The sequence below is a fragment of the uncultured Shewanella sp. genome, assembly GCF_947495455.1.
GTDB lineage: Bacteria > Pseudomonadota > Gammaproteobacteria > Enterobacterales > Shewanellaceae > Shewanella.
The window spans coordinates 36,343-50,402 of record NZ_CANLZC010000022.1; the positions used below are offsets into that span (position 1 = coordinate 36,343).

Consider the following 14,060-nt stretch of genomic DNA (forward strand, 5'->3'; position numbering starts at 1 on the left):
AGGTTTCCTATTCGATGACTTGTCTAAATGGTGGGAGAGAATTGAGTAAAGACTTCCCATAGCGTTTGCTGACTAATCGCCTATCTAAAATGGTGATCCGTCCATAATCTTGCTCTTTGCGTAATAAGCGACCGCAACTTTGTACTAGTTTACGCGAAGCATCTGGAATAGTCAGTTGCAAGAAAGGATTTCCCCCCTTTATTTTAATATATTCTGCATGTGCTTGTTCAACGGGAGAGGTGGGAACAGCAAAAGGCAGCTTAGTGATAATCAAATTCGTTAAGTAATCACCGGGTAAATCTAATCCTTCAGAAAAACTACCGGTTCCAAAAATAACACTCGATTTTTGTTCATCACAGCGCTTTTTGTGAGCTGATAAAATGGCTTGTCTTGATGCGGTGCCTTGAATGAGAAGTGGATGTGGAAGCTTAGATCCTATCAGTCCAGCGACTTTTTCCATTTGCCAATAAGAAGCAAATAAAACTAGGGTGGCTTGCTCATCTTCAATTAAGGTGATAATTTTTTTAGCCAGCTCTTCAGTGAAGGCTTCATGAGTGGGCTCATTGTCCATCTTAGGCAAATATAAAGTGGCATTGTTTTCAAAATCAAAAGGTGAATTCATGGCTAAATAGCGACTGCCATCGTTGAGGGATAAGCCGACTTGCTGAGTAAAGTGATTGAAGTTATTTAATGCTCTTAATGTGGCACTACACAATACCACTCCAGCCGCTTTTTCCCATAATAATGATTCCAGCATGAAGCCCACTTCAATGGGAGAGGCATTAAACAAATAGTCATTTTGCTTTCCAGTTAACTGCTCTATCCATCTTGCTTGAGGCGCGCCTTGAGGATTATCTTTTTTTGCCATCATTTTCCACAGTTTTTGCAGGTTTTCTAGGCGCTGTAGCATAAACCCTGTTTCAGACAATAAGGCTTCTGATTGATGTTTGGCAATATCGCCATCTTTAATGGCTTCATTGAGCAAGGACAACATCTTGTTAAATTGTTTCAGTGCATTATTAGACGCTGTGGCGGCATTTTCAGCTTGAATGAGCAAGCCTTCAGGTAAAATACCATGTTCAAAGCGAAATCGATTTTCAGGATTATCAAAGCGAGCGTTTTGAGCATCGCAATAAGCAGCAATTTGAGTGAGTTGGGTACTGAGGTCGGCAATATGATCTTCCAAGGCCTGTGCTGGTGCGATGATAGCCTCGCTTTTAATTTGGTTTTGAAGCTTTGCACAGGTTTTACTCATTTTATCTAACCAATCAATTGCCCCACGCAATGTGGCTTGAGCGCTACTAAAGTCACGGGCGACATTAGGAAGATGGTGGGCTTCATCTATGATATAAAAGAGGTTGTCAGGTTCAGGTAAAATGACCCCCCCTCCTAATTCTAAATCCGCGAGTAATAAACTGTGATTAGCAATGAGCACATCCCAAGTATCCAGATCTTCTCGCGCTTTGTGAAAAGGGCAATGTCGATGGCTGGTATGTTGTTTGTGGCAGCTGTGTTTATCACACGCAATTTGTTGCCATAAATGTTCCGCCAACGGTTGGTTTAATGTATCTCTTTCACCGTTCCACTTTTGTTGGTTGTAGTCATCAAGTAAGGCCTTTAGTGTACCTAACTGGTGAGGATCGGGTTTTGTTTGCCACAGCGCCATTTGAGTTGTATTGGTTTGTTCAACCATCATGGTGAGTTTAGATAAACACACATAACGTTGGCGGCCTTTGACTAGGCCATACTTAAAATCCAAATTCGATTGCTCACGAAAAAAAGGCAGATCTTTTTGTAGGAGTTGTTCTTGTAAAGCAACGGTGGCAGTCGCAATACAAATTTTCTTTTTGTGTGCCAGTGCCAGTGGTATCGTACCGAGTAAATAAGCTAATGATTTACCTATGCCTGTACCGGCTTCAACGACAATAATACGCCTGTGTTTATCATATTCACCCGCTAAGGTTTTTGATATCTCAGCGACGATATAATTTTGTTCTTTGCGCGGACAAAAGTGAGGAAGTGTGTCTGCAATACCTTTATAAATGGAGCGTATTTGGGTTTTGACATCTGCCGATAACATGATTTTACAAACAAAAAGAAATAATGCTGTATATAATAACAGTGAATGCATAGTCTAAGAAGCTTTTAAATGTTAAATATAGACTTTTCTAGTTTGGCCTTCCTGAAAGCGGTCTTTGTATAGGGAATAATTTGAATGATGACGTTTGAAGTTGAGCGAAAATAGCCCATGAGTGAAATGCCAGTCGTAAGTATCAAAGGACGAGTGCTGACCCGTCAGGGCGTTCATTATCATGATGATTATTATTTACAGTATTATATTCAAACTGTCACTGGTGCCAGACAAGTATTGGTGAAAGATGACATTGTCTGTTTTTGTCAAACCCGTGATGCAAAACGTATTCAGGCTTTAATGCAAGGGCGAAGCATTCGAGTACAGGCGGTACCTCTTAAAAATTTTAATCATGACGATGTTTCTGCTGTTTACTCTTCTACGGTTTCACTTCACCGTCAATTGACTCGAGTGGCAACAGATGCGGGTATTATCTTATATGAGTCAGATATTAAGGCTGAAACTCGATTCCTGATGGAGCGATTTGTGACCTTAGATGTCGAATTTAGAGGGTATGATAGCCAGCATTCTGAGTTAGGTGATGTTTTTATCGCGAATAAAGCACGGCAATCTAATATGAAATTAGCTTTTAAAGCGGTTTCGCTGGATTTTGAATGCAGCCCACAAGGCGAGCTTTACAGTGTTGCCTTATATGGCAAAGCGCCGAACGGCACAGTTTATCAGAAAGTGTTGATGGTCGGAAAATACCAGCAGTTTGATAAGTCAATCGATTATATTCAGTGGGTTGAAAATGAAGTGGCATTGATCTATGCACTTATTCACTGGTTTAACGTCTATGATCCTGACTTTGTTATTGGTTGGTCTGTGGTGAATTTTGATTTAGCACTGCTTTATAAGCGTGCCAAACGTCATGGTATTCCACTGACTATCGGCCGAGGCGGCCATGAGATGGGATGGAAAGTGGCAGACAAATATCGTCCTGAAACCTTGTTATTACCGGGGCGTGTTGTTTTAGAGGGCATTGACTGGTTAAAAGCGGCTTTTTATCAATTTGAACGATATTCATTGGATTTTGTCGCCCATGCGTTATTAGGTGAAGGGAAAGCGATTCATCAGGTGGATAATCGACTTGACGAAATTGTATTGCTTTTTCAGCAGGATAAAATAGCCCTTGCGCATTATAATATCACCGATAGTCGATTAGTTTGGGATATTTTTGAAAAGACGCAACTTTTTGATTTTGCCATTGAAAGAGCAAAATTAACAGGACTTGAACTGGGACGTGTGGGAGGCTCAGTAGCGGCGTTTAATTTTTTGTATTTGCCTCATTTACATCGCGCAGGTTATGTTGCGCCCGTCATGCCAAATAGTGCATTGCCAGACAGTCCAGGGGGATATGTCATGGATTCTAGGCCTGGGTTATATAAAGATGTATTAGTGCTAGATTTTAAAAGCTTATACCCATCAATTATACGCAGTTTTTTAATTGATCCTAAAGGGTTAATAGAAGGAGAAAGCGTAAAGGAAGAAGAAACTGTGAAAGGCTTTTTAGGCGCAAAGTTCTCACGGCACAATGCGATTTTACCTAAAATAGTATCCAATCTCGCGATACAAAGAGAAAAAGCTAAATGTGACAATAACGCCCCCTTATCCCAAGCGATTAAAATCATCATGAATTCATTTTATGGTGTGTTAGGATCGCGTGGATGTGTGTTTCATGATCCTCGACTCGCCAGTTCAATCACTTTACGGGGGCATGAAATCATGAAACAAACTCGAACTTGGATTCAGAATATGGGTTATCAAGTGATTTATGGTGATACGGACTCTACTTTTGTCTGGTTAGGTGATAATCCTCCAGAATCTCAACAAGGGATCGATGAGTTAGGTTTGCAGTTAGCGAAAAGGATAACCGATAAGTGGTCAAGTAAGCTTAATCGAGAATGGCAATTGGACAGTTTTTTAGAATTAGAATACGAATGCCATTATCAGCACTTTTTTATGCCTACATTACGTGATTCAAAGGAAGGGTCGAAAAAGCGTTATGTGGGCGCGACGGCTCGTAGCGATGATTCCCTTAATATGGTTTTTAAGGGGATGGAACAAGTGCGAAGTGATTGGAGCCCAATTGCAAAACGTGTTCAATATGAACTTTATTTAAGGTTATTTCAGGGGCAAGATGTTGTTCTTTTTTTGAGGGAAACGTTACATAATTTAACAAGTGGGCAGCTAAATGAGGAGCTGGTGTTTACTAAACGATTAAAAAGAGATGTAGGTGATTACAAAATCAAGTCAGCACCGCATCTTGATGCCGCAAAGCGCTTATCTCAATGGACAAAAGAGACTCATTATTTAAAAAAAGGTACGCGAGTTGATTATGTGATGACAGTCAATGGGGCGGAGCCGGTTGGTTTGAGGCGATCTAGAATCGATTTTGATTATTATGTCGCAAAACAATTGGCTCCAATTGCTGAACCTGTACTGACAATCCTAAATAAAAGCTTTAGCGAGGTTGCTAGTAACCAAATAATGTTAATTTAAATGTTATTATGTTGCTAAAAGTGTTTTTGAGTGTTTTAATTTGGTTTTATTGCATGGTGTGGCATGGTTTCTTTAGTTAACGTGATGCGGAAATCTCAGTTTTTTGTAATATTCGTCTTTAAGTAGAGACTTATTTGTTGCTAACATTCAAAGCAACGAAGGACGCGAAAAAACAACGGAATGATTAAAATAAGTTAAATATTAAAAACAAATTTTAATTATACTAAAAACAAATAAGGTTAGGGATCATATGAAAAAGACTCTCGTTGCATCGGCATTAGCAGCAGTTATTTTTGTTCCATCAGCATCAGCAATTGAAATTTATAAAGATAATAAAAATGCAGTTGGCATCGGCGGTTGGATCGATGCAAGGGTACTGAATAACCAAGGTGAAACTGACGTATCTAATGGCTCGACTCGTATCAATTTCAATTTTACTCGTCAATTGACCCATGACTGGAAAGCGTTTTCAAAACTTGAGTGGGCCGTCAACATGGTGGGGAACACGGAAGTCAATTATAACGGTAGTGATGGGTTGACATCTAATGATAGTGATTTTTTATCTAACCGTTTAGGTTATGTGGGCCTGAGTAATGACACTTATGGTTCGGTAGCCATCGGTAAGCAATGGGGTGTTTGGTATGATGTGGTGTATAACACTAACCTTTTAGGTTGGGACGGTAACACCTCAGGAACTTATAGCTACAATGCGACCGATGGTGGCATTAATGGTACGGGTCGTGCCGATAAAGCCGTACAGTATCGTAATGCTTTTGGTAATTTTAGTTTTGCATTACAAGGGCAGCTGAAACAAGATACCTTTACGACCAATACCGAAGTTGATAATAGCAGTTTATTTGTGACCTCTCAGAGCGTACAGGAACTGGATTATGATAACACTTATGGTATTTCGATGACTTACCAAGTGACAGATAATTTTGTGTTAACTGCGGGTGGAAACCGAGGTGAGTTTGATGCATGGACAGGTGATGTAGGGTCTAGTCGTTCAGCTTGGACTAAGCATAACTATACGGATTCAATTTATGGCGCTGGTGCCACTTATGGTAGCTGGAATGGTGAAGGTTTTTATGCCGCAGCAAACGTTAACCAACAAAAATATCATGACACAGATCCAGCGGGCCGTTTAATCCCAGAAGCGGTTGGTTTAGAGTCTTTGATCTCTTATAAGTTTGAAAATGGTTTACGTCCGGTTGTTGCTTATAACGTGCTAAAAGCAGATGGCAGTTATGGTGATGATTACAGTGGTGATACCTTTAAGCGCGAATTCTTCGTTGTCGGATTGCACTATGTCTGGACGCCTAAGACAGTGGTTTATGTTGAAGCGCGTAAAGACTTAAGTAATTCAAAGAGCAATACAGCAGCCGTTCAAACTTTGATGGATAATGATGAGAGTGATGCGGTTGCACTAGGTGTACGCTACTACTTATAAGCCTCTTTTATAAGGCTTATTAATGAGCACCCTTTAAGGGTGCTTTTTTGTTTTAAGCCTAAAACACCTGCTTCAGTAGGTGATTATCATTCGGTTAGGGGTTGCTGTAGTTCAACTCATGTTTAATGCTCTGTTGATTTTTATCGAAGTCAGAGAGGACAAATAACATGAGTAGATACAATCATGCTTCCAGAATAGCAATAGTTAGCGCTGGGTTAAACACAGGCGCCTTTTAGGGGGTTACACAAAGCCACCTTTTTTATAAGGTGGTAATTTACTTGCTCAGCGAAGCTGGCAAGCTCACTAGGTTGCAAGAAACTCGAATCATTCCGATTGAGGGAAGAACTGTTTTATTAAATGATGATAAGTTATTGAACAGTTCAATAAACAGTTGAGTGATTTCAAGTTGATATAGGTTAATGCTGTGAATGATTTTTGTGCTTTAGCGGCTTAAAATTAATCTTCTGGATCATCTTTGCAAATTTGCAAAAGAGTACAGCATTTGCCCTTTGTCCTTTATCTTTTGCCCTTCCGTTTTTATCTTGTTTGCTTCTTTGAGTGCATCTTTAGTATTAGCTATTTGGTGCTGGTTTTTCTGGTGCTAGTCATTTGGTATTCATTATTTAATGTGGGATCTTAAGTATTACTCCAATAGCAATCTTTATGTTGAATGCTTCACATTTTGAGGTGGTATTGATATTTTATGTTTTATATCAAGTGGTTGATAAAATTCTTTTCGGTGGCTTAGACAGTTTTTCCTAATATTATAAGTGCTTGCTAGCTGGTATTTATTGTAACTAATGCGTGATTTTATCTTTTTTGACCCTTTCATGTTTTTATTCACATAAGTCTCACTCTTAAGTAATCATTGTGATTATAAAAGGTTTTTTGTTGATAAAATGTTTTTTTTGTGTTTTTATCTGTACCCGATGTATCAGATGTATCAAATGTGGCCCAAAGTTACTTTAAAAAATCTGAGTCGTTAAAAAAATAAAAAAAGTCTAGGGAGATTGACTATATGTATAAGAATAATTATCTAGCCAATTCGGTTCGGTTTGCATTAATGAGTGCAGTGACAGCCAGTGCTATTACTGCACCGTCCGTTGTTGCTGCAGAAGCAGAAGAAAAAGCGGCTAAAGTGGAGCGCATTTCGGTCACAGGTTCACGCATTCAACGCTCTGACATGGAAACAGCCAGTCCAGTGACGGTTATCGATGAGTCTGCTATTTTGGCATTAGGTAGTACTTCTATCGATGGTGTATTACAGCAGTTAACGGCTGCTGGTGGCGCTATGGTAAGTGCAACGACCAATAATGGTGGTCGTGGTAATGCAACGGTTAACTTGCGTGGTTTAGGTGAAGAGCGCACATTAGTATTAGTGAACGGTCGACGTATGATCCCATCGGGAACAGGTGCAACTTCTACCGTTGATTTAAATACCATTCCTGTGTCTATGGTACAACGTATTGAAGTATTGAAAGATGGCGCGTCGGCGACATATGGCTCAGATGCGATTGCGGGTGTAGTCAACATTATTCTAAAGCGTGATTTTGAAGGTTTTCAGTTTAATGCTCAAACGGGCGTGAGTGAGCATGGTGATGGGGATGAAACTATCATTGATGCCACCATAGGGAGTAGCTTTGACAAGGGCAACCTTGTCATGAACATTCAATACACAAATCGTGGTGAAGCAAGTCAGGCAGATCGTAATTTTTCTGCTTGTCCATTAGCTGAAAAAGATGACTTAAGTGGTCTCTATTGTGGTGGAAGCGCGACGTCAGTTGGTGGCCATGTAAGAGGGGAGCAGAATTTTGGTATTACACCTACAGGACCTGAAGTCGCTGGTGAGCCGACTTATGCAATAGGGGATTCTGGATATTACGGACATTATATCGATGATGGTAAGGGTAATGCTAAGTTTGCTTGGAATGATGAGAATTTAAGGCCTGCAGACTTAAGTGGCCGTAATGGTGATGGTAAATACCATACTTATGACTATGATAGTGATGATAATGATTTGTTCAATTACAATGAATATAGTTATTTATCAACACCGCTTGAGAGAATCAACGTAACCGCTGCAGGAACATATGAGTTATTTGATTCAGTGACTTTCTTTACTGAAGCCATGTATAGCAAGCGTTGGTCGAGTCAGCAAATGGCTCCTCAACCAGTAGGTATGAGTTTTATTTATGCTCCTTTAGCAGATGGGAATACGACAGGTTGGATGAGTCCAGCATTAACGGGTGTTCAATCTGGTGAAAAAGTCTCTTACAGTCGCAGAATGCTTGAGTCGGGGACTCGTAATTTTGCTCAATCTGTTGACACAGTTCGGATTGTTGCAGGTCTTGAAGGTGAGTTTGATAATGGCTGGACATGGGATATGTCCTTAAACAAAGGCCGTAATGACGCGACTAGTACGTTAGAAAATCTGCATAATATGTCTGCAATCGCTGATGATATTGCTGCGAAAACATTTGATCCTGTGTTACAAACATCTTGGGCGGCCGATAACATTGCACAGTATAAATATACCTCAGTAGAGAAAACTTACACTGAGATGGATATTTATTCAGCCAACTTGTCTGGTGAAATCATGGAGCTACCTGCTGGTGAGTTAGGTTTTGCCACAGGTGTGAGTCATCGTAAGGAATCAGCAGCTAAAACGCCTGATTCAATTACTGCACAAGGTTATGGAAGCGATCCTGCTGAAGAAGCAACGTCAGGCTCTTATACAGTAAAAGCGGCATATCTTGAATTAGCTGTGCCACTTTTGAGTGAATTACCTCTAGCAGAGCAAGTAGATTTAAGTGCCGCTATTCGCTACTTTGATTACAATACCTTTGGTGATGATAATACGTGGAAGTTAGGTTTAACTTGGAAGGTTAACGATAGCATCATGTTACGAGGGGTTCGCTCGACTGCTTTTAGAGCGCCTTCAGTTGATGAACTATATGGCGGTGCGAGCCCTTCTTATGAATATATTACACACGAAGCATCAGAATATGATCAAGCTGAGGTAACGACTGGTGGTAATGCTAATTTAACACCAGAAGAAGCTAATACTACGACATTAGGTGCGGTTATTGAACCTAGTTTTATCGATAACTTATCTATTACTGTCGATTACTTTGACATTGATATTACGAATGCTATTACTATGATTGATAGTAATTATCTTGCAAATACCTGTTTAAGTGCTGATGGTTCAAAAATTAATACCGATAGAGAAATGTGTCAAACTGCTAATATTGGCTTAGATAGCAGTGGACGGATTGTTTTCGATAACCTTCAGCAAAATGTTGGTGGTGAAAGTACAAGTGGTTTTGATGTTAATATTGCTTATACTTTTGAAGGCTTAGGACTTGATTGGAGAACAAGTCTTGATTCAACAATTGTCACTAAGTTTGAAAAAACAGATCAAGATGGTAACGTGACAGATTATACTGGTACGATTACGAGTAATGATGGTTTTTATGCAAAGTATAAGACGAACTTTAATCTCACTGCTGCGGGTGATGATTGGAGCGCGACTTATCAAGTTAGATATATCGATGGTATGGATTCGTTAGCTTGTGTAGATGATCCAAGTGAGTGCTATGCACCAACGACGGATGCAGTTTTTTATCATTACCTATCAGCCACTTACAATCTTAATGAAACCGTTTCATTTGGTGCGGGTGTAAATAACTTATTTGATGAGCAACCTCCTTATTATACAGGTTATAATTCAGCTAATAGTTTACCAGAAGCTTATGATTTCTTAGGTCGTTACTATTACCTAAGAGGAACTGTTAGGTTCTAACCTTGCCGTTACTTTGTTAGTCAAAACGTCGCTTTATGCGGCGTTTTTTTATGATTTAACATTCTTCATTTCACTTATTATATGAATTTAGATTTAGGTTTATGTCCACTTAGTGATGACTATATATGGTGAAAAGAAGCTTTGTTAAATAGATGGCTTTCATTTAAAGATACTGACCTTTTATTGACGTGAATTTTATTTTCGATGTGATGCAGCATGATGCAATTATGAGCCATTAGTATTCATTGATTGTGTATTCATTCTGAAATGATAAGTTGAACAAAATAAGTATGACTTTTATCATACCTAACTAGCACTAAAGTATTGGTGTTAAAGTATTAACACTTAAAGGTGCATATCAAGTTTAATTTAAATTATGCTATAAAAGTCAATGAATGCGAACTAATGAGTGTTTTATTTTTTTTATATTTAAGTCATATTTTAATCTTGAGTGCTTTGTGTTTTATTTTATGTTTTATTGGAGTGTTGTTTATTTGATTTTAGTTGAATGATAGCTCGTATTAATCCTTATTTTTTATGCTATTTCAATGAATTTATTTAAGAATAATTCTGGCTGTTCGTAGTAAAATAAATCTGAATATTTTGTGAATAATATCTGTTCTAATAAGGTTACACTCGATAAAAAAGTTAATAGGTAGTGGATAGTTAAAGCGGATAGCTAAAAAGAGTGTGAATACCTAGGTCATCGTTATTTATAATTAATACTTTATTGTGAATATAAATATCCTCTTTATAGATGCATAGACTCATGCAATGGAATGGGGGGGTAATGTCAGCTTGATAATTTATTCAATAAATATTGATTTTTTATATATGTACATCTTTCCAAGTCAATGTTTTTAATTTTAAAAATTGACAAATGTATTTATCAAATGTTAATTATATCCTTGTTTGGTGTTTTCTTTACGTACTTTTGTTTATATACAAAATCTGTTTATTTACAAAGTCTGTTTATGCACAGAGTTTAGAGACATACTCTTTTTTATTTAGTAAAAGCAGATGTAACTAGAAAAAGACATAACCATAAAAGGTATCAATAAAAGACCTATTTGTTATCTAATGGCTTCTCAATAGATTGAATGAGTTATCAATTAAGTATTATTTATTGCAGAGTCATTGTTGTAGATGATTATGGAAAAATACATAAAATCATGGAGATTGATGATGTTTCATAAAAAAACAATAACAAAATCTATTAAACTTGTGTTAATAGGAGGAGCCACTGCGAGTGCGTTTTCTTTTCCGGTATTAGCGGCTGAAACAGAAGATAACGTTGAGCGTATTTCTGTAACCGGTTCGCGTATTAAACGAACCGACATGGAAACATCCGTTCCAATTACAACGATGACGCGAGCCGATATAGAGGCTACAGGTGCAATCAACGTCGCTGATTTATTAAATCAATCTCCGGTGTCGATTGCGGATGGAAGTACTGCAAATAGTGCTTTTCAAACAGTAGACGTGGGTTTGAGCTCTACATCTTTGCGGAATTTAGGCGATGAAAGAACATTGGTATTAGTCAATGGACGTCGTTTTGTTTCTGGCAGGGCACCAGGAAGTGGTTATGCGGTCGATTTAAATTCAATCCCAACTTCAATTATTCAACGTATCGACATTTTAAAAAGTGCATCGTCAGCAGTATATGGATCTGATGCGGTGGCGGGGGTGGTCAATATTATTACCCGTACGGATATCAATGGTATTGATATTAATGCGCAAACAGGCACATCGAGTGAAAATGATCGTGATACCAACACTGTTAATATTTTAGCGGGTAAAGATTTTGATGGCGGTAATACTTATGTTGCCTTTGGTGTCGATTATGATGATGGCATTAAATCGGTTGATCGCCCATTTTCCGCTAACGATAAAGGGATTCTTTTAGATGCTAATGGTAATGAATATGTAGGGGAGGTGAACTCTTCTTACCCACCTCAAGGCCGAATAACTTATGATGGCACTTCATTTAATGGTGATGGCACAGCTTATACTAGTAGCAGTTCTTTTAACCGTGCTGAATATCGCCAGTTGATGACTCCATTAGAACGGAAATATGTAGCAGCAGGGTTGACGTTTGAGATCAATGATAAGGTTTCTTTTTTCAGCGAAGTCAACTGGAATACAACTAAAACCAATGGTTCCACTATTGAGCCGACACCACTAGATGTGGTTAATGACATTTGGTTAAAAGATAGAAATGGCACAGGGGGATTAGCCTATGATTCACCATTGGTACCTGATTTATTAAGTAGTGAATTATATAAATTGGGGGTTACAAACCTAAATGAAACCAGTTTTGTGCGTCGTATGGTTGAAGTGGGCGCGCGCAGCACTGATGTAGAGCGAGATACCATTCGTGTTGTTGGAGGATTTGATTGGACTGTCAATGATACATGGACGAATAATACTTATTTTAACTGGGGACGAACAGATTCAGCTCAAGATAATGGTGGGCAAATTAATATTGAGCGAGCCAATCAGGCACTCAATGTAACCACTGATGCAACAACGGGTGAATTGGTATGTGCCGATAATCAAGCGGTGCTGCAAGGATGTGAGCCTTTGAATATGTTTGGAGAAGGGACGATTAGCACTGGTGCTGCTGATTATATTCGCTCTCCTGCACATGCGAGTAGTCAAGTGGAGCAAACTATTGCTGGTACCTCTTTTTCGGGGGAATTACCTGTTGAGTTGGCCGGTGGTTACATTGGTTTATCAGTAGGTTATGAATATCGTGAAGAGAGCGGTATTGAAAATCCAGCGGACTTAGCACAAACGGGGGCTTCTTCAACCAATCAATCTGATCCAACGGATGGCTCATATCATACCAATGATATTTTTGGTGAAGCGGTATTACCTGTTTTAGAAGAGTTAGATATTAGTTTAGCTGCGCGCTGGGCCGATAATTCTATTACAGGAGGAGATTGGACGTGGAATGTGGGGGTTGAATATTCACCGATTGATCAATTAAAGTTAAGGGCGTCGGCAGCAAGGGCGATTAGAACACCTAATGTATCTGATTTATATGCGGGTAACGGTGAAACGTTTGCAACGGTATCCGATCCTTGTTCAGGAATAACGGCAAGTACCACAGGCACTATTGCTGATAATTGTCGTTCAATTAAAGCCATTTCTGATCGTATTACTGCTGATGGTGAATTTATATTAACTCAAGCTGAGCTGCAAGGTACTGGTGGTGTTGAGGGGGGAAATCCTGATGTACAACCGGAAACCGCAGATAGTTATAGTGTAGGTTTAGTATGGCAAGCCATGGAGAAGTTGGCTGTCACAGTCGACTATTACAATATTTCCATTAAAGATGCGATTGATATTACTGACAGAGATGTTGTTTTGACTCGTTGTTATTCACAAAGTACTTCAACGTTTACTTCCGATTGTAATGGTGCGGCTATTCGTGATGAAAACGGCGCATTGATTGAGGTTAATTCATCGACTTCAAATGAAAATAATATCGATACATCAGGTTTAGACACTGAGGTTCACTATGCACTGGAGTTAGGTGAAGGTGAATTTAGTACTCATCTATTATGGAATTATATTTTTGAATGGAAACAAACGGGCATTATTGATGGTATCTCAGTTGATTATGCGGGTGAGGTTGATTATCCAGAGCATAGAGTGAATCTTGATTTACGTTATGATATCAGCGATTTTACTGTAAACTGGCGAGTTCGTTATTGGGATGAAGTTGTGGATTCAGTTGATGGTTCTAATTTTAACTTTACCGATGGTTTACCTTTAACGACTTATAATAATGTTGATGCTATTTTTTATCATGACTTGAGTGCGGGATACACATTTGATGAAAACTATAATATTTATGCTGGTGTGAATAATATTTTTAATCAACAACCTCGTATTCTACCTCAAGGGACATATTCAGGTGATACTGGAACAAATACTGCTACGAATGCTTATGACGTTGTGGGCCGTTATTTCTATGCGGGTGTGACGTTAAAATTTTAATCAGATTATTGCGATAAATTCATTGCGAATGAAAAAAACCGAGAAATAATGATCTCGGTTTTTTAATCTTCACAATTGACACAATTGTTTGTTAAGTGTTACTTATATGTCTCTTTTGTGTTTTTTGGGCTTTTATGCATTTATCTAATTGCTGTGTTTTTGCA

5 protein-coding genes are annotated in these 14,060 nt (G+C 38.7%); 4 read left to right on the top strand and 1 reads right to left on the bottom strand.

What is annotated here, in order from left to right; genetic code table 11:
• Positions 1-7: 7 nt before the first annotated feature.
• The gene (dinG, locus tag Q0791_RS08335) at positions 8-2,080 is read right to left on the bottom strand and encodes an ATP-dependent DNA helicase DinG (RefSeq protein WP_299004770.1); all 2,073 of its coding nucleotides are present in this window, start codon (positions 2,078-2,080) and stop codon (positions 8-10) included.
• 168 nt (positions 2,081-2,248) lie between these two features.
• On the opposite strand from dinG, the gene Q0791_RS08340 reads away from it, so the two are divergent.
• The 4 genes from Q0791_RS08340 (at position 2,249) to Q0791_RS08355 (ending at position 13,896) form a co-directional block, all read left to right on the top strand.
• Positions 2,249-4,633, top strand: coding sequence for a DNA polymerase II (locus Q0791_RS08340; protein WP_299004735.1), 2,385 nt, complete (start codon positions 2,249-2,251; stop codon positions 4,631-4,633).
• Between the two features lie 250 nt (positions 4,634-4,883).
• Positions 4,884-6,083 (top strand): porin, encoded by a 1,200-nt coding sequence (locus tag Q0791_RS08345; RefSeq protein WP_299004738.1) that lies wholly within the window; start codon positions 4,884-4,886, stop codon positions 6,081-6,083.
• Positions 6,084-7,101: 1,018 nt separating this feature from the next.
• Complete coding sequence (locus Q0791_RS08350; RefSeq protein ID WP_299004740.1) at positions 7,102-9,888, top strand: TonB-dependent receptor; 2,787 nt, start codon at positions 7,102-7,104, stop codon at positions 9,886-9,888.
• A 1,182-nt stretch (positions 9,889-11,070) separates the two neighbouring features.
• Positions 11,071-13,896, top strand: a complete 2,826-nt coding sequence (locus tag Q0791_RS08355) for a TonB-dependent receptor (RefSeq protein ID WP_299004742.1) — start codon at positions 11,071-11,073, stop codon at positions 13,894-13,896.
• Positions 13,897-14,060 lie beyond the last annotated feature (164 nt).